The sequence below is a fragment of the Bordetella sp. FB-8 genome (assembly GCF_000382185.1).
GTDB lineage: Bacteria > Pseudomonadota > Gammaproteobacteria > Burkholderiales > Burkholderiaceae_B > Bordetella.
Window position 1 is genome coordinate 2846789 of record NZ_KB907784.1, and the last position, 18777, is coordinate 2865565.

At 64.3% G+C, this 18777-nt stretch carries 12 protein-coding genes and 2 tRNA genes; 3 read left to right on the plus strand and 11 right to left on the minus strand.

What is annotated here, in order from left to right; genetic code table 11:
• Positions 1-42: 42 nt before the first annotated feature.
• From H143_RS0113600 to H143_RS0113620, 5 genes are all read right to left on the minus strand, one after another.
• A complete protein-coding gene (locus H143_RS0113600; RefSeq protein ID WP_196801309.1) occupies positions 43-1638 on the minus strand; it encodes a sensor domain-containing diguanylate cyclase in 1596 nt (531 codons plus the stop codon).
• 130 nt (positions 1639-1768) lie between these two features.
• A complete protein-coding gene (locus tag H143_RS0113605) occupies positions 1769-2656 on the minus strand; it encodes an SDR family NAD(P)-dependent oxidoreductase (RefSeq protein ID WP_026350047.1) in 888 nt (295 codons plus the stop codon).
• A 39-nt stretch (positions 2657-2695) separates the two neighbouring features.
• The gene (locus H143_RS0113610) at positions 2696-3880 is read right to left on the minus strand and encodes an acetyl-CoA C-acyltransferase family protein (RefSeq protein WP_019938803.1); all 1185 of its coding nucleotides are present in this window, start codon (positions 3878-3880) and stop codon (positions 2696-2698) included.
• A 15-nt stretch (positions 3881-3895) separates the two neighbouring features.
• Positions 3896-7228 carry an acetate--CoA ligase family protein gene (locus H143_RS0113615; protein ID WP_019938804.1) on the minus strand — a complete coding sequence of 1111 codons (3333 nt, stop codon included), beginning with the start codon at positions 7226-7228 and terminating at the stop codon, positions 3896-3898.
• Positions 7229-7373: 145 nt separating this feature from the next.
• Entirely contained in the window at positions 7374-8312 is a 939-nt protein-coding gene (locus H143_RS0113620; RefSeq protein WP_019938805.1) for a LysR family transcriptional regulator, read from the minus strand.
• A gap of 230 nt (positions 8313-8542) precedes the next feature.
• Between H143_RS0113620 and H143_RS0113625 the strand changes: the two genes are divergently transcribed.
• On the plus strand, positions 8543-9523 hold the full coding sequence (locus H143_RS0113625) for a tripartite tricarboxylate transporter substrate binding protein (RefSeq protein ID WP_019938806.1): 981 nt from the start codon (positions 8543-8545) through the stop codon (positions 9521-9523).
• A gap of 197 nt (positions 9524-9720) precedes the next feature.
• Here H143_RS0113625 and H143_RS0113630 read toward each other — a convergent pair.
• Positions 9721-9797 (minus strand) — tRNA-Val (locus H143_RS0113630).
• Between the two features lie 10 nt (positions 9798-9807).
• Positions 9808-9892 (minus strand) — tRNA-Leu (locus tag H143_RS0113635).
• Positions 9893-10238: 346 nt separating this feature from the next.
• Here H143_RS0113635 and rnr point away from each other — a divergent pair.
• Entirely contained in the window at positions 10239-12653 is a 2415-nt protein-coding gene (rnr, locus tag H143_RS0113640; protein WP_026350048.1) for a ribonuclease R, read from the plus strand.
• Positions 12654-12712: 59 nt separating this feature from the next.
• On the opposite strand, the gene H143_RS0113645 is transcribed toward rnr, so the two are convergent.
• The 4 genes from H143_RS0113645 to H143_RS0113660 are packed head-to-tail and all read right to left on the minus strand — an operon-like array spanning position 12713 to position 16643.
• On the minus strand, positions 12713-13477 hold the full coding sequence (locus tag H143_RS0113645; RefSeq protein ID WP_026350049.1) for a GntR family transcriptional regulator: 765 nt from the start codon (positions 13475-13477) through the stop codon (positions 12713-12715).
• Positions 13474-14508 carry a carbon-nitrogen hydrolase family protein gene (locus H143_RS0113650; protein ID WP_019938809.1) on the minus strand — a complete coding sequence of 345 codons (1035 nt, stop codon included), beginning with the start codon at positions 14506-14508 and terminating at the stop codon, positions 13474-13476. The genes H143_RS0113645 and H143_RS0113650 overlap by 4 nt, the downstream gene beginning before the upstream one ends.
• Positions 14509-14556: 48 nt before the next feature.
• Entirely contained in the window at positions 14557-15468 is a 912-nt protein-coding gene (locus tag H143_RS0113655) for a fumarylacetoacetate hydrolase family protein (RefSeq protein WP_019938810.1), read from the minus strand.
• A 53-nt stretch (positions 15469-15521) separates the two neighbouring features.
• Positions 15522-16643, minus strand: a complete 1122-nt coding sequence (locus H143_RS0113660; protein ID WP_019938811.1) for a cupin domain-containing protein — start codon at positions 16641-16643, stop codon at positions 15522-15524.
• Positions 16644-16837: 194 nt separating this feature from the next.
• Between H143_RS0113660 and pabB the strand changes: the two genes are divergently transcribed.
• Positions 16838-18691 (plus strand): aminodeoxychorismate synthase component I, encoded by a 1854-nt coding sequence (gene pabB, locus H143_RS0113665; RefSeq protein WP_019938812.1) that lies wholly within the window; start codon positions 16838-16840, stop codon positions 18689-18691.
• Positions 18692-18777: the final 86 nt, after the last annotated feature.

Here is an 18777-nt window from a genome sequence, read left to right on the forward strand (position 1 = left end):
GCTTGAGGTTGTCATGCCGGTCATCCGGTGGCATGGGCCGGTTCAGAACTGCGCGGCCAGATCCGCTGCGCTACATACGCGATTACGGCCGTCCTTCTTTGCTTGGTAAAGCGCCTCGTCCGCCTGCGTCAGCAGCCGATCGGGGTCGTCGGTTTCTTGCACGGCCTGGAAGGCGCCGACTCCGGCGCTGAGTGTAACGATGCCGGCAGGACTGCCTGTGTGCGGTATGCCCAGCGACTGCACCGCGGCGAGGATGCGCTCGGCCACCATCACGGCACCGCCCGTGTCGGCGCCGGGAAGCAGCACCACGAATTCTTCCCCGCCATAGCGGGCGAGTATATCGCCAGGCCGCTTTGCCGCAACCGAGCCGATTGCGCGCGCGACGCGCTTGAGGCACTCGTCTCCGGCCTGGTGGCCATACCGGTCGTTGTATTGTTTGAAGAAATCGATGTCGAACATGATGGTCGCCAGCGGATAGGCGTGACGTTTCGCCAGGCTGAATTTCTCGGCAAGGGCGATATCGAAATACCGGCGGTTCGCGACGCCGGTCAGGCCGTCGTGCATTGCCATGTTTTGCAGAGCCTGATTGGCCTGGAACAATTCGTTTTCGACATGGTCGCGCAGCGCGATCTGCTGCATCAGCCGTACGCTGAACCAGCTGATCAGCACGGCAACGGCGATGCAGGCGATCGCGTGCGCAATCGTATCGCGCCACCAGGACAGGTACGCCTCATGCACCGACATTCCAACTAGGACAAATACCGGGTAGTGATCGAGCTTGCGGAAGCTGAAATGCCGGACGGTTCCGTCCATCGGTGAGCTTATCGTGCGGGATCCCTGATCGCCTTCCTGCAGGACAGCCTGAAACAGGCTCGACTGGGAGAAATTCCTGCCTAAGGCGTCGTCCGTTGTCGGCCAGTGCATCAACAATGTTCCGTCCTCGAGAATGATGTCGACGACGCTGTCGGCTCCGAGATTCATCCGGCTGTAGAACTCCGCCAGGGAGTCGAAATTTATATTGACTGCCGCAACGCCGGCGAAGCTGCCGTCCGGATGGTCGGTGCGTATCGTCAGGGGCAGGACCCAGCGGTGCGATATGCGGCTGATCAACGGAGGGTTGATGCGGATGCGCTGGCCGGCATGCGTACGGTGATAGACGAAGTATCCCCGATCGGCGACATTTATCCCGGCAGGCGAGGAGTTGCCGGACGTCGCCACCAGATTGCCCTGTTCATCGAAAAGAATCAGGTTGTCCAGTTGCGGCAGATCGGCTTCTGCAAGACGCATCTCACCGGTGATTTCCGCTATCGACGCGGCGTCCATGGCATGACGAGCAGTCTGACTGCGTAGTGTCTGCAATAGCATGCCGGCCACTTGCATCGTGTCCTGCAATTGCTGCGCAACGATATCCGCCGCGCTGCGGGTGGTCTGCGCCAGTGTCTGATTCTGGTGCTTGTAGGCATTCCAGCTGTACCACGCACTCAGGCCTATCAAGGCGGCACATATCGGAAAGACGGGGAGAACGATACGCCAGTTGAGCGTTAGTCTCGATAGGTCAGCCGGTTTTTTTAGCATCACCTTATCGTTCCTCCCGAGTGAAGATTTTTCTCGACTGTGAGGCATAGGTGGCAGCCGCATTTCTCGCTCAATGGTCTTCCATGTGCCCATCCATTGTCAATGTTCGCCGGCATCGCCGCAGTACCGGCAGCCCCAAGGCCCGGCCCGATGTGATGGGGAAGGGGATGAAAGCTTATTCGAGAGAAATCGACTACTTTATGTCGCTTGGCCTGCCCAACGCCTTGGCCAGCTCGTGCCTCGGTTGGTCCCAGCCCGACTCGGGAATGGTCTGTCCGGCCTGCTCCCACGCTTGCTCAAAGCGGTCGTGCAGTGCTTGCGTGGCATCTTCTGTGTCGGCGATGTGGATTCCTCGCGTCATCGTAATGTGGGCGCATTCGAAGCTGCCGCCACCGGCCAGGAGAATCGTGCGGGTGGGGGCGTCATCGTCCACCAGCGCGACCAGTCCAGGACTGACGCGCTCAGGAGTGAGGATTTGCGCAGCTTGTGGCGGCAGCAGATCCGAGGTCATGGCAGTGACTGCGCTGGGCGCAAGGCAGTTCACGCGTATATTGTGCTTGGCACCCTCCAGCGCCAGCGTCTGCATCAAGCCGACCAAGGCCATCTTGGCGCTGGCATAGTTCGACTGGCCAAAGCTGCCGTATAACCCCGACGAAGAGGTGGTCATGACAATACGGCCGTGGCGCTGCGATTGCATGTGGGGCCAGACAGCCTTGGTGGCGTTGACCGATCCCATGACGTGTGTTTCCAGCACCAGGCGAAAGTCGTCCAGCGGCATCTTGGCAAAGGTTCGGTCGCGCAGGATGCCGGCATTGTTCACCAGAATATCGATGCGGCCGAAAGCGGCCATGGTCTGGGCAACCATGCACTGCATCTCGTCATACCGCGCTACGCTGCCTGCATAGCCTGCGGCCGCGCCGCCCATTTGACGTATTTCCTGGGCAACCGCGTGGGCGGTCTCGCTTATGTCGTTGACCACGACCCGGGCTCCCTGGCGCGCCAGTTCCAGAGCGTGGGCGCGGCCTAATCCACCTCCCGCACCGGTGACTATGGCCACTCTGCCTTGCAGTCGTTTCAGCATGAATGTATTCCTTCGCAGATCGGCCGATTCCCGGGTCAATCATGTTCTTTCGAAAATGGCGGCTATTCCCTGGCCGCCGCCGATGCACATTGTCACGAGGGCGTAGCGTCCGCCAATGCGCTGCAGCTCGTGGATCGCTTTAGTGGCGATGATCGCTCCGGTGGCGCCCACCGGATGACCCAGCGAGATGCCGGAGCCGTTTGGATTGACTTTTGCTGGATCAAACTCCAGTTCGCGGCTCACCGCGCAGGCCTGTGCCGCGAAGGCCTCGTTCGATTCAATAACGTCCAGATCCGACACCTTCAATCCGGTGCGCGCAAGAAGCTTTTGCGTGGCGGGGATGGGACCCATGCCCATGAGCGCCGGATCCACGCCCGCGTAGGCGTGTCCTACAAGGCGGGCCAGAGGCGTGAGGCCCTGGGCCTTTACGGCCGATGCGCCAGCCAGAACCAGAGCGGCCGCGCCGTCATTGATGCCTGATGAATTGCCCGCGGTGACGCTGCCGCCTTCGCGCTTGAAGATGGGCTTCATGGCGGCCAGTGTTTGCAGGTCGGTGTCCGGTCTGACATGTTCGTCCGTGTCAAACAGGATGGTGCCCTTGCGGGCGACAATCCGCAGCGGGACGATTTGTTCCTTGAATCGGCCGGCTCGAATCGCTGCTGCGGCGCGCTGATGACTGGCGACAGCCAATTCGTCCATCATGCGGCGCGTGATGCCAAAGCGCTGCGCCACGTTCTCGGCTGTCATGCCCATATGGATGCCGTGGAAGGGGTCATGCAAGGCGTTGAGCATCAGGTCGAGCATGACCGCATCGCCCATGCGGGCGCCCCAGCGCGCGGCGGGCGTCAGGTAACCTGCCCGCGACATGGATTCGGCGCCGGCGCCCACGGCGACATCGCAGTCTCCGGCCGCGATGGCCTGCGCGGAGGACACGATGGCCTGCAGGCCCGATCCGCACAGACGATTGACGTTGAATGCCGATACCGAATGCGGCAGGCCCGCCTCGATCGCGGCGATGCGGCTCAGATAGATGTCGCGGGGTTCCGTGGCGATGACCGTACCCATCGAGACGTGTCCCACGGTGTCCGGCGCCGCGCCGCTGCGGGCCACGGCCTCGCGCACGACCGTGGCTGCCAGGTCGGCCAGGGGCATGTCCTTCAGCGTGCCGCCGAAGCTGCCGATGGCGGTGCGCAGGGCGCCGACGACGTAGATGTCCTGTTCCATGCAAAGTCCTTCGCGTCAGTCCGCCCGGCGCACCGGTGGGTATTCGAACGTGCTGTCCAGGTGCGCGCGTCCAGGCTGGTACAGGCGCAGGGTCAGATAGAAACCCGCGCCCGCTGGCGCGGGCAGCCAATTCTTTTCCGGGCCGGGATCTTCGGTCTGTATGTAAATGCTCAGTCCGCCGTCGGCGTCGCGCCGCAGGCCGTGGGTCCGATCGCCGATGGAATGCCGACCCATGGGATTGACCACCAGGAGACAGTCGCTGCGCCGGTAGAGCGTGATCGACCAGAACGCGCCGACCTGCGGCTCGGCCTGCGGCGCGAAGCGCAGGACATAGCGCCTTGCGCCGGTGAGCGCCTGGCCGTCAGCGTCCACTTCGGCCATGATGTACATGGCCTCCTCGGTGCCGAGCGTGCCAATCCAGTTGCGCGCCACCCGCGCGCGCGCGAGGATGTCGTCGCCGAAGTTTCTGCGTACCGAGACTGCCGTGGTCCAGCCGCCGCCCAGTTCCGAGGGGTGAGCCACGTCGCGCAGCTCCGCGTAGACCTGCGCCAGGGCCGGCTGCAGGTCCTGCGGTGCCGGCGGCCAACCCGGCAGGGGCCGCGGCGACGGGTTGCGGGCCAGCATGGATTGCAGCACGCGCAGGTATTCCGCGGCGGTGGGCGTGCCGGTGCCGGGGTCGTCGATCAAGGTGTCGATGCGCGCGAGCGCCGGTGTGCCGTCGGGCCTGCGAATGGCGAAGCAGTCTTGCAGGGTGTGGACCCGCGTCAGATCCTCGTCGTCGTGGTCGGCCAGAATGCGGCCGATGACCCAGACGTCGTCGCTCGGTGCGCTGATGCAGTGCATGTCCGCCGGCGCGTCGCCCGTCCAGGCGGGGCCGTGCACGAACAGGCGCTGCGCATCGCCGCCGGTGGTGCGGCGCCCGGCATAGGCCCACGGGTTGGTCCAGGCGTCCAGAAAGCCCAGCACCCAGTAACGCTCGCCCATGGCCGGAACATCGATGACCAGCGGACCCGTCGAAAGGTCCAGCCAGGCATTGGTGAACAAGGTGTCGTTGTTGGGCGTGACGACTTCCCTGTCCTGCGGGCCGCGCAGGCGCCGGGTGTGGGTGAACAGGTTGACCCAGCGCATGCGCGAGGCCGGACTCTCGCCAGCAAAGCCTCGCACGGCGTGCTTGCGTGGGGTGTTCACGGCACGCATGCGCGCCATCTCGAACAACGGCAGCGTCGTGATCACCGTCTGTCGCATGTCGTCCGGGTCGGCTCTGAACTGCAGGAAGGCGTCCAGCGCCAGGGCGCCCTGGCCGCGCGGCAGCACCGCGAAGGGATTCAGTTCCACCGACTCCAGTGCATCGCCGGCTGCGATGGCAAAATGGGAAAGGCGCACGATCGCCTCGGCCAGGGCGGGTTCGTCGGCCATCGGCGCGCCACGGAACCCGCGCAGCATAGGCGCGGTCTTGAGCTCATCGATCATCGCGTGTGCTTGTGCGAGGTCCACCGGCGCCAGGCGCAGAGCGACGTCACCCAGCAGTTCGACGTTCACGCCGCCCGATCCCAGCATCACCACCACGCCCAACGCGGGGTCCCGCCGCGCCCCGAGAATGCATTCCACGCCACCTCGGATCATCGGTGCGACCAGCACGCCGTCCAGATGCGCGGCAGGCGCCGCACGGCCTGCGGACTGCAGTATCCGGTCGTGTGCCGCGCCCGCTTCGTTCTCATCACGTATGTTCAGGATTACGCCGCCGACATCGCTCTTGTGCGGGATGTCCGCCGACAGCACCTTCATGGCCACCGGAAAGCCCAGCGCGCGCGCATGGACGACTGCCTCGTCGCGGGATGCCGCGCGGCGCGTCGGCACCGCCGGGATGCCCGATTCGCGCAGCAGCGCCATGGCGTCGGCTTCGTTATACGGACCGGGCTGCAAGACCAGGGCGGCCACAGGCGCGGCGGCGATCGCCGGCTGGCTTGTGCGCGTCCGGAAAAAATTCATCGCGGCCAGGACGCGGATCGCGCGGGCGGGATCCGCAAAGCTCAGGCAGCCGGATGCTTCCAGAGCCTGCTGCTGCTCGGAACCGGTCAGCGCGCTGAAGATCACCAGTCTTCCCGGGAAATCGCGGTGCAGGTTACGTGCCATGTTCCGCTGGATTTCCTGCATGGCGGGCATGGCGCCGAACGCCGCCAGGAAAATGAGCAGACTGCCGTGGCCGGCGTCACCGAGCATGATGCGGGCGGTCGTCTCCAGCAGACCGGGCTCCGCAGTGACCTGTCCGGTGATATCGACTGGGTTGCGCGTGGCAGCCAGAGGTATGCGGGCACGGATCTTCGCTTGTGCGGCGGGCGGTAGCGCCGGAACGTCCAGGCCCGCCTCGGCAGCGTCATCGGCCATCATGACGCCGACGCCGCCGGAGACGGTCAGCAGGCCGACCTGCGGGTTTGCCGGCAGGCCCGCCACGGCCAGGCTATGGGCGATGTCGAAGAATTCCTCGATGCTGCGCGCGCGCCAGGCTCCGTGCTGGCGCAGCAGTGCATCGAAAGCCGCGTCGTCACCGGCCAGCGCGGCGGTGTGCGAGGCGGCGGCGCTGGCGCCCAGGGCGGTGCGGCCGACCTTGACCGCCACCACAGGCTTGCCGGCGGCACGCGCCAGATCCAGGGCCCGGCGCAGACTGGCGCCGTCGCGGCAGCCTTCCAGATAGGCCATGATGATTTTCGTGGCCGGATCGTGCGCCATCCAGGCGATGCAGTCCGCCACGCTGATGTCCGATTCGTTGCCCGTGGTTACCCACATTGAAAGTCCCACGTCGCGCTGGCGCGCCATGGCATACGCATAGGCACCGAAGGCGCCGCTCTGGCTCACCAGTCCGACGCCGCCGGGCCTGGCCAGGCCGGTCGAGACCACCGGAGAAAAAGTCGCGTACACCGACCGGGCCACATTCATGAAGCCCAGGCAGTTCGGACCCAGCACCCGGATGCCGGCCTCGCGCGCTTTTCCGGCGAATCGGCGCTGGGCTTGCTCGCCCTGTTCATCCATTTCCGCGAATCCGGCGGAGAACACGACGAGGTTCTTCACGCCCGCCTGGATCGCATCTTCGAGAGCGGCGTGCGTACCTGCGGCTGGGATCGCAAAAATCGCCAGGTCGATCGGCCGGCCCACCGCCCGCAGGGTGGCATAGGCGCGCCGGCCCTGGATTTCCCCGGCGCGCGCGTTGATGGGATAAATCTCGCCGGGATAGCCCTGTTCGATGAGATAGCGCACTGGGACGGCGCCGATCTTGCCGGGTGTGGCGGAGGCGCCGACGACGGCGATCGATGCGGGAGAGAGGAATGAGTCGAGGTCTTCTGGCAAAGTCATGAGGCGGCTTGGCGGGATTCGGGGCTACTGCCCGTAGACACCGCGGACGTCCGCATTGCTCGCGGTCGCCGGGTACGATCGTTCAAGATACCGGCCTGGCTTTTATCAGACAAGACGCAATTTTAGAATGTTTTATAGGTTTATCTTATTTATTGTGATGCTGTTTCGTCTTGGGTGTCGGTCGGCTGCCATCCCAGGTCGCCGCCATGTCGAGCGCGTAGTCTAGGAAGCTTTCCACGGCGGGCGACAGCGCGTCCCTTTGGCGCGCGAAGATCGCAATGCGCCAGGTGACCGCAGGCTGGCGCAGAGGCAGGAAGGCCAGACCGAAGCCTTCTACCAGCGACCGTGACATGGAAGGGCAGATGACATAGCCCGGCCTGAATTTCAGCAGGGCGAGTGCCGTATTGACGCGGTGCACCGGCACAACGTTCCCGGGGTGGTGGCGCTGCGGAACGTGGCTCAGGACGTTGAGCGCCAGGTTGGGCATATAGTTGATGAGCGCTCGTTCACGCAGGTCCTGCCAACTCACCGAATCACTGGCCGCCAGCGGGTCGTCCCGGCGCAACGCGGCCCAGAGCGGGTCGACCCGGATCATGTGGGCCTCCACCGCGTCGTCCGCCAGAACGCCGGCCGGACCAAAGCCCAGATCCGAGCTGCCGCTATGCAGATTGGACAACACTTGCTCGATCGGCACATCGTCGAATCGGACATCGACACCCGGATAGCGCTCGACGTAGCCGGCGATCAGTTCGGGCAGCAAGGTGCACGATAGCGGTTCGGGGGCGGCTACCCGGATCAGGCCGCGGCGCAGGTCTTTCAGATTGGTCACGCTTTGTACTGCGTCTTCTGTCGCGGCGAGCACGCGGCGGGCCATGGGCTCGAATGCGGATCCGACTACGGACACGCCGACGCTGCGTGTGTTGCGGTCCAGCAGGCGTACACCGAGCCGGCCTTCCAGTTCCTTGATCAACCCGCTGAGTGCCGCCTGCGAAAGGTGCATGGTTTGAGCCGCTTCCGAGAAGCTGCCGGAATCAAGCACGGCAATGAAGGCGCGCAGTTGTCTCAGTGTAATGTCCAGTGGCATGCAAGCCCTCGCTGGTGATCGGAGAAGGAAAATTTATATATTAGATAATCCTATTAATTATAAATAAATTGAAATTTGATTTGATATATAACGCCTCCTATCATGGGGCGTCCTACTTTGGGCTCGACGGGAATCGTCAAGCCCAAACAGAGTGGGACGGGCGTGTGCGCCGATGTTCAGGTGCGCCGGCCGGCACCGACGCATATTCGAATAAATCAGGAGACAAAACCATGAGCGTGAACCGAAGGGCGCTGCTGCGCGCAGCCACTGCAGGTCTTTTTTGCGGCATCGTGCCGCGTGTGTTTGCGCAGGGACGCTGGCCCTCCCATACCGTAAGAATCATCTCCCCTTATGGGGCCGGCGGACCCAATGACATCTCGGCACGAATCATCGGGCAATATGTCGGACATCGCCTGGGCCAGTCTTTCATTGTCGAGAACAGGGCGGGCGCGGGCACCCGCGTAGCCAACGAGTACGTGGCTCATGCGTCCGCCGACGGATACACTTTTCTGTACGCTGCTGCGCCCTATGCGACGCTGGAGGCGCTGTACGGCAAGCTGGGCTACGACCCCAGGAAAGATCTGAAACCGGTCGCCATGACCGCAACGGTTCCGCTATTTCTGGTCGTCAACGCGAAGCTGCCGGTGAAAACGGCGCAGGATCTGGCCGCTTACGGCAAGTCGCGCCCCGACGGATTGACTTTCGGGTCGCCTGGCAACGGCTCGCTGCCACACCTGGCTGCGGAGCTGTTTCTGCGCGAAGCCGGCGTGAAAGGGGTCGTGGTCCAGTACCGGGGCGATGCCATGGCCTATACCGATCTGCTTGCAGGCAGGCTTGACGCGACGCTCACGGCCATCACCGTCGCGCTGCCTTACATTCAGTCTGGCAAGCTGCGGGTGCTGGGCGTTGCTTCATCCGAGCGCAGCAGGATCTATCCCCAGGCTCCCACGTTGCGCGAGCAGGGGCTGTCCAGCGTGGTCGCCTCCGCCTGGTACGGCTTCATGGCGCCGTCCGGCGTGCCCGATGCCATCGTCGGCCGCATGGATAAAGAGGTCAACCGCGCTCTGCGCGACAAGGACGTGCGCAGCAAGTTCATATTGCAGGGTATGGAACCCCACGGCACCAGCGCCGCCGAATTCGGCAAGTTTATCGATTCCGAAATGGTCAAATGGGGCGATGTCATCCGCAACGCGCACATAAAGGGAGATTGACTTGTGTCGCCCGATACGGGTTTGGGGATGCGGGACGCAGGGCCGCCTGCATGGCGGTTTCCTGTCTTCGCGGTCCATGCCGCCATATGGCCTTGCGCATCTGCGCGAGACTTCCGTAGGCAACAAAAAGCCCCAGACCAGTGAAATCTAGGGCTTTTTTATCAACGTCCATCCAAAACTACGGACGTCTTTGCTATTGGTAGGCGGTATTGGAATCGAACCAACGACCTCCACGATGTCAACGTGGCGCTCTAACCATCTGAGCTAACCGCCTAGAAATTCTGTGGTGCCCAGGAGAGGACTCGAACCTCCACACCTTGCGGCACATGGACCTGAACCATGCGCGTCTACCAATTCCGCCACCTGGGCACTGTTAGCGCGTCACGCTGGGGGTTGTGATACGCTTCGCAGCACATTCACGACCTGCAAAAAGCAGGCTTTTCAGCGGTACATTCTATTCAGTGTCTAGCCTTGGGCTGGCCACAGAAGCTGCGCATTATAAACAGGATTTTTAGCTTTGGCAAAACGACCGAACAGCGGCACGCACAAACCATCCGTTCTCCTGGGAGGCCTGAAGAATCCGCAGGAGGACCCGCTCGCCGAACCGAGTGGCATGGCCGAACAGGCCAAGCCGCAAGCGCGTTCCACCCAAGCGGACGAATCGCCCAAAGCCGCCGCGCCGCGCGCCGCAAGGACGTCCGGGCCGGCCAAGGTCGTGCCGCAAACGCCGCCCGAGTTCGACCCGGACGTTCCTTCGCGTGAGGCCATATTGAACGCCTTGCGCTCGGCTCCCGCGCCCTTGTCGGCCGATGACCTGGCTCAGCGCATGAGCGTCGAGCGCGAGGCCACGCGCGTGGGCTTTGACCGCCGGCTCTCCGCCATGGAGCGGGACGGCCAGCTGATGCCCAACCGCAAGGGCTTGCTGCTGCTTGCCAACAAGCTCGATTTCGTGGCGGGCAAGGTGCAGGGGCACCGCGACGGCTTCGGCTTTCTGCTGCGCGACGATGGCGGGCCGGACCTCTTCCTGGCGCCGCGCGAGATGCTCAAGGTGCTGCACGGCGACCGCGTGCTGGCCAAGCCTTCGGGCGACTACCGCGGCAAGCCGGAAGGCACGATCGTCGAAGTCATCGAGCGGCGCACCAACAAGCTGGTGGGCCGCTTTCTGCACGAGCATGGTCTGTCCATCGTGGTGCCGGAAGATCAGCGCATCAAGCACGACATCCTCATTCCTCCCGGAGATACCAACGGCGCGCAGCACGGCCAAGTGGTGTCGGTGCAGATCATCGAGCAGCCCACCCGGCACACTCAGCCCCTGGGCCGCGTCTCCGAGGTGCTGGGCGAGATCGACGATCCCGGCATGGAGATCGAGATCGCGGTGCGCAAGTTCGACGTGCCGGTCGATTTTTCCGAGGCGGCGCACAAGCAGGCCGGACGCCTGCCCGACGTGGTGCGCAAGCCGGATCTGAAGGGCAGGGTGGACCTGCGCGACGTGCCGCTCATCACCATCGATGGTGAAGACGCGCGCGATTTCGACGACGCGGTCTATTGCGAACCCGTGGACCTGGGCACGGGCCAGCGCAAGCGCCCGGGCTGGCGCCTGCTGGTGGCTATCGCCGACGTCAGCCACTATGTGCAACCCGACGAGCCGCTGGATGAAGACGCACTCGAGCGTGGCACTAGCGTGTACTTCCCGCGCCGGGTCATACCCATGCTGCCTGAGTCGCTGTCCAACGGCCTGTGTTCATTGAACCCGCAGGTGGATCGGCTGGTGCTGGTGTGCGACATGATCATCCCGGCCAGCGGCGCCAAAGCCGGCACGGTCACGGCCTACCAGTTCTACAACGCGGTCATGTACTCGCATGCGCGCACGACCTATACCAATGTATGGGCTGCGCTGCAGCAGCCGGGAGGGCCGGCGGCCAATGCGCTGCAGGGCGTGCTGCCGCAGATCCGCAATCTGCACGAGATCTACCTGCAGCTGGCCCAAGCGCGCAAGAAGCGCGGCGCCATCGATTTCGAGACGGTCGAGACCAAGATCGTCTGCAACCAGTTGGGCCGCATCGAACAGATCGTGGGCGTGGTGCGCAACGAGGCGCACAAGCTCATCGAGGAGTGCATGCTGGCGGCCAATACCTGTGCGGCGGACTTCATGTCGCGCAGCAAGCATCCCGGCCTGTATCGCGTACACGAAGGCCCCACGCCGGAACGCCTGCAGTCGCTGCGCGAATTCCTGCGCACCGTGGGGCTGTCCATGGGGGGGGGCGACGAACCCACTGCGGCCGACTACGGAAAATTCATCGACTCGGTGCGCGGTCGGCCCGATTTCCCGCTGCTGCAGACCATGTGCCTGCGTTCCATGCAGCAGGCCATCTACAGCCCCGACAACGTCGGCCACTTCGGCCTGGCCTACCCGGGTTACTCGCATTTCACTTCACCCATCCGGCGCTATCCCGACCTGTTGACGCATCGCGTCATCAAGGCCTTGATCGAAGGCCAGCGCTATGTGCCGCGGCTCGAAGGCCAGCCCGTCATCAAGGGGGAGTCGCAGGGCGAGCACGAGCACGCGGTCTGGGAAAAACTCGGCCTCATCCTTTCGGCCACCGAGCGCCGCGCCGACGAGGCTTCGCGCGATGTGGAGGCCTGGCTCAAATGCTGGTTCGTCAAGGAACGCGTGGGCGAGGACTTCAGCGGCACGGTCACGGGCGTGGCGAGTTTCGGCATCTTCGTCACGCTGGACACACTGCACGTCGAAGGCTTGGTGCATGTGTCGGAACTGGGAGGCGAGTACTTCCAGTTCAACGAGGCCCTTCACGAATTGCGCGGCGAGCGCACCGGCATGCGTTATCGCTTGACCGACAAGGTGCAGGTGCAGGTCGCGCGCGTGGATTTGGAAGCGCGCCGCATCGAGTTCCGCCTAGTCAAAGGCACCAGTTTCGAGACCTTGCGCAAGGAGTCCACGCGCCGCGCCGACGAACCGCGCAAGATCAAGCGCGCCGCCGCGCCTAAGCCGCTGGCTCTGAAAGGCCAGACTGCCAAGCAGCGCCGGGCCGAGGCCAAGAAGGCCAGCAAACCTGTCCAGCCGGTGAAGAAACCGGTCAGGGCAGGGAAGAAGGCAGCGCGGCCGCGCTGAGCGCCGGACCGCCGGACCGCCATGCCGGCATCGCGCAGGCTGCGGTTCGGTCCTGGCTTTTATTTGTCGTCGAAAGACGCAATCTTCTCGATCAATTCGACGGTCTTGCGGTAGTGCTCGGTCAGCAGGCGGACCGCCCGTTCGGCGTCGCGCGTCAGCGCGGCATCCATCAACGCCTGATGCTCCTTGCCCACGTCGCGGTCCATGCCGCCAAGAGCCGGGCGGATGCGCAGCATGGGGCGGCGATAGCGCTCGGTATGGGTGTACATCTGCATGGACAACTCCATCAGCCAGCGCGAATCGCAGGCGCTGATCAGCGCCCGATGAAATCCCAGATGGCACTGTTCGAGCCGTTCATCGCCCTGTTCCATCGACCCGTCTTCTTGCGGGAGGGCTTGGCGCCGCCTTGCCGCCAGGGTCAGCGCATGAAATGCCGTCACCAGCGCGGTTTCCCAGGCGTCGTCCCCATTGCTGAGCGAACGACGCATGGCTTCGCAGTCGATCAGTATGCGGGTCTCGGCGGCATCATGCATTTCGGCGCGCGAAAACGGCGCCGCGCGAAAGCCACGCGACGTGGTCGATGCCACCATCCGTTCGCTTTGCAAGCGATTGAGCGCCTCGCGTATGGGTGAAAAGCTGCTCCCGTAGCGCTGCTTGAGAAACTCCAGGCGTAGCGATTGGCCTGGCGCGATCTCCCCCGCGATGAGGTCGCGCCGCAATAGCCGGTAGACGCGCTCGGCGAAGGTAATGTTCTCGACCTGGTCGCCAGCGGCTTCGTAAGGCAGCCCGGCGTCTTGTCGAGCAACCTTCAATCGGGGTTTCAAACCTGCTGCTCCTCTTTCGGGTTGGGCGCGGCAAGCAGTGTATCGAACTCGTCTTGGGCCGCGGGTTCATCATCCAGGAAGCGGGCCGGATTCAGCTTGCGTCGGTTGATCCGCAGATCGAACACGTCGAAGCGGTTGTAGTGCCCGGTGATGTCGTGCATCTGGCGGGGCTGTATGCAGCGTCCCAGATCGATGTCCGCGTAGACGATGCCCTCCCGATCGATGAGCGGATCGCCGATCACCCGGCCGTCCGGGCCGAGAATGCCTGAGAACGCGCTATTGGGGCGGCGCAGCATTTCACGGGCCTGCGGATGCGTGGCGCTCATTGCCTGCACGATCTCGTCCGATATCGTGGAGCACGACACGACGGTGTAGACCTTGCCTTCAAAAGAATGAGCCGCCGAACGCACCCGTATGGCTTCGGTCATGTCGTAATCCGCCGGGGCCACGGGAAGCGAGATGTAGCTGGCTACGTGGACGAGTTCGCCCTGCGCCAGCAGCGCGAAGCGCGCAAGCGTATTGGTGTTCTCGCCGCACGCCAAGGCGCCCAGCGGGCCGATCGCCGTATCATGCACGCGCAGCGAAGAGCCGTCGCCGTTGGCCCACGTCAGTTTTTCCGCCCAGGTGGGCACCAGTTTGCGGTGCCTGCCCAACAGCCGGCCGTCCGGGCCGAGGGTGACGAGGGTGTTGTAGAGGGTGCCTATGCCAATCGGGGAACGCTCGTTCACGCCCACCACGACATGAACTGCGTGAGTCCGCGCAGCGGCCGCGATTCGCCGGATTTCGGGGCCCGGTATCTCGATGGCGCTGCGGCAGAGCTTTTCGAACCAGGGACTCCCTTCGACGGGATTCATGATCCAGTTCCAATACGGGTATCCCGCCACAAAGACCTCGGGGAACGCGATGAGTTCGGCGCCGTTGGCGGCGGCCTGCTCAATCAGCGCGCACACTTTGTCGACGGTGGCATCGGTGTCCAGAAAGACGGGCGCGGCCTGTACCGCGGCCGCCTTGAAGCGGGGAAGGTTCAACATGGTCGAGGCTCCTGGCAAGAAGGGATCAGAGTTCCTGGAGGTGGGTTTTCAGGCTGCGACGACGGGATGGCGCAGATCGCCTATTTTTTCCACGGTGGCCACCACCACGTCGCCCGGCCAGAGCCATTCCTGCGGCGTGCGGCCCGCGCCTACGCCCGCGGGCGTGCCAGTGGCGATGATGTCGCCCGCTTCCATCGTCATCGCGGCGCTGATGTCGGCGATCAGGTGCGGCACCTTGAACAGCATGTAGCGGGTGTTGGAGCTTTGCTTAGTCACGCCGTTGACGGTCAGCGACAGGTCCAGTACGTGCGGATCGGGGATTTCGTCCGCCGTGACGATGCACGGGCCGAACGGGCCGTAGGTGTCCTGTCCCTTGGAGTAGATCCATTGCCCGGCGCGCCGGCAGTCGCGCGCGCTGACGTCGATCATCACGCTGTAGCCGAATACGTAGTCCAACGCGTCGGCCTCGGCCACGCGGTGCGTGCGCCGGCCCATGATCACGGCCAGCTCCACCTCCCAGTCCAACTGCTGGGTGATGTCCTTGTTGTGCTCGATCGCCTCGCCCGGGCCGATCACGCAGGTGGGCGGCTTGGAGAAGATCACCGGCTTGGTGGGCAGGTCCTTGGAGGTGTCTAGCGTGCGGCTGGATTCGGCCACGTGCTCGACGTAGTTCAGGCCGATGCCGAAGATGTTCTTGCGCGGACGGGGAATGGGCGCCAGCAGGCGGGCGTTTTCGAACGGGATGGCCGTGCCTACCGGCCACCTGCCGGCGTGGGATTCGAGCATCTGTGTCGCGGCGGATACGGCGTCCGGACCCAGATCGATGAAGGCCAGCATATCGTCGGGCAGCGGCACCCCGGCTACGGAACCCAGGCGGGCCAGGTCTACGACCCGATCTCCCGCCACGGCTCCCAGGCGGGCTTGTCCGGCGGGCGTTGTACGGTACGTCACGAGACGCATTTCTTCTCCTTAAGATCGCCGCGAGGGCGACAAAAAGCCTGTGCGCCGTGCGCCTAGGCAATGATCGGTTGGTGGCCGCCGTTGTCCGCCAGCGCCTCTTCGCGATAGAGCTTGAGCGCCCGCATTACCGGCAGGTCGTGAAAGCAGAACAGGCAGGCATCGTCCGTGGCGGATCCGTTGACATGTTCGTGGAAGGCCCACGACGGCACGCAGAAAATGTCGCGTTCGCTCCAGTCGTAGCGCTTGCCGTTGATGATGGAATGGCCGCTGCCCTTGGCCACCTGGTAGAGAAAGCTGCCTACCTGGCGGTGCGCCTTGGTGTGCTCGCCCGGGCGCAGCATCTGCATGCTGGCGCCGATCGTGGGCATGACCGCGCCGCCGGTGGCAGGATTGATGTAGTTCATGAGCACGCCATCGAAAGGGCTGCCTTCGGTCGCCCTGGCATGGCGCTGCAGTGCTTCGTAGGTCGGCGCCCATTCGTATTTGAGCAGTGGCGAGTAGGGCTTGGACCATGCGTCTCCGGCAGGCAGCAGCGCCGCATTGCCCCAGGTAAGCGTGGCGTCGTCTACCGGGTGTGTCACGGCTTGCCGCAGCTCGGGATGCACCTGATAGAAACCGGCTTCCAGCGCATTGACCAAGGGGATGTCCAGTCCATCCTGCCAGATGCAGGGCGTGCCGTCCGCGCTGACGCCGTGTTCGTGCCATGTGCCGTTGGGCGTCAGGACGAAGTCATTGGCGCCCAGGGTCATCTTGTGGCCGTCGACGATGGTGTAGGCGCCGCGGCCCTCCATGATGAAGCGCAGGGCGCAGGCGGAATGCCGATGGGCCGATGCCGCTTCGCCAGGCCGCATGACTTGCAGGCCCGAGTACAGCCAGCCTACCGCCGCGGCGACTTCGCGCCTGCCCGGGTTGTTCAGATAGATGACGCGGCGGCCCGCCTCTTCCGGCGTGACCAGGTCGATCGAACGCAGCACGTGCTCGCGCAAATCCTGGTAGCGCCAGACGACGGGGACCGACTCGGACCTCGGTTCCCAGGGCTCGATCTTGTTGGCTACTGTCCAGAGCGCCGCGGTGTCGAACCGCTCGAGTTCCTGGTAGTAGGCCACCCGTTCCGGTGTATCGCCCACATTGGCGCGCCCCATGACCTCTTCCCGATAAGCATCGTGCCGGCTCATTTCAACCTCATATTTTATAAAATACGATTAGTTTTCGAAATATTAGTCAGGCTCAATACCGAGGACAAGTAAGAATTAATAAGGGTTTACCCGCTACGAGTGTGCTGCCGAGCACAGTGCTTTGCTGCAAAATACGGCATGGACAAGCGAGAGAACTGCACCATAAAGACCTGCGCGTGCCTGGAGCGGGCGACATGGTGAACCCGCCCTTCGTGCTGCTCGATGACGCCTCGTCGGCCGGGCAGACTCCGAGCAGCCGGCTGTACACCGGCTTTGCCAGGGAACTGCGCTGCTGCGAACCCGCGACCCTCGAAGCGGTCTGGCTGCAGGCCGAGCGGGCGATGCGGGCAGGCTTGCACTGCGTGGTCACGGCCGACTACGAGTGGGGAGCCAAGCTGATGCGGGCCGGCCATCACAATCTCGCGGCCGACGACGGCAGCGCGCTGCGCCTGCTTTTCTTTCGCAGCCTGGCGCGTCTGTCGCGTGACGAAGTCTCGACCTGGCTGGCCGGGCAGGAAGGCCGTGTCGACCCGGCGCCCGCCGGCGTGCTGCCGATGCGGCCTTCGGTCGACCGCGCGGCATTCGGCTGCGCGATCGACCGCGTGCGTGAACTGATACGGGCCGGGGAAACCTACCAGGTCAATTACACCTACCGGCTGGCTGGCGAGGCGATCGGCTCGCCTATTGCGCTATATCGCCGCCTGCGCGCGCGCCAACCGGTGCCGTTCGGCGCGCTGCTGGCGCTGCCCGACGACGAGGGCACCGATCGCTGGGTGCTCTCGTGTTCGCCGGAACTGTTCCTCGCCCACCGGGACGGCAGTCTGGCCGCTCGCCCCATGAAGGGGACCGTCCGGCGCGAGGCCGATCCCGCGCGCGACGCGCAGGCGGCGGCCTGGCTGTCGCGCGACGAGAAGAACCGTTGCGAAAACCTCATGATCGTCGATCTGCTGCGCAACGACCTGAACGTCGTGTCAGTCGCGGGTTCAGTCAAGGTATCGAAACTCTTCGCGGTGGAAACCTACAGCACGGTGCACCAGATGACCTCGACGATCGAGTCAGAAATCGATCCGCGGACCACGCTCCCGGACATTCTGCGCGCGCTGTTTCCCTGCGGCTCCATCACGGGCGCGCCGAAATTGCGGACCATGCAGCTGATCGCCGGTCTGGAGACTACGCCGCGCGGAATCTACACCGGGGCTATCGGTTGGCTGGACGCGCCGGCGCCGGGGCGCCGCTGCGGCGACTTCAGCCTGTCGGTGGCCATACGCACGCTCGCGATCGGCCCTTCGCGCGGCGGCCTGCGCTCGGTCGAACTGGGTGTGGGGGGCGGCATCGTGATTGATTCGTCGCCGCAATCCGAATACGAGGAGACCCGCCTGAAGGCGCATTTCGTTGAAGGCATGGACCCGGGCTTCACGCTGTTCGAAACCTTGCGGCTGCGGCCGGGAGGCCGGCTGTTGCGGCTCGATGCGCATCTCGCGCGTCTGGAAAACAGCGCCGCTTCGCTCGGCTTTCTCTGCGACAAGACAGCCATCCGGCAGCAGGTGAGCGAGCATGTGCTGAATCTGCCGGCCGACGGCACGTACCGGATCCGCCTGGACTTGGCGCACGATGGCCGCTGCCGCGTGGCTTCGTCGCCGACGCGTGCATTCACGCGCGGCGGCCGCGTCGGACTCATGCTGTCTCATGCGCCTGTGCCGCGCGAAGAGGCTGTGCTATCGCATCACAAGACTTCTCTGCGCACTCATTACGATGCCGCCATACGTGAGGCCGAAGCGCAGGGTGCGTTCGATACCCTGTTCTTGAACGAGCGCGCAGAACTGACCGAAGGGGCCAGAAGCAATGTGTTCGTCAAGCGCGGCGGCCGGTGGTGGACACCGCCGCTCGCAAGCGGCCTGCTGCCGGGTGTGATGCGCGCGCGGCTCGTGCGCCGGCTCGGCGCAGCCGAACGGTTGCTGTCGCGCGACGATCTGTCGGCGGCCGATGACATGCTTGTGTGCAGTTCGCTGCGCGGTGTGTCGCGCGCCTATCTGACAGGAACGCCTTGAGCGCGCACTCAGGCTGGGCGTCTGCCTGGCGTGACCAAACCGTCCATGCGCACATGTACGTCTAGCCCTTAGCCTTCGCGCGTCCG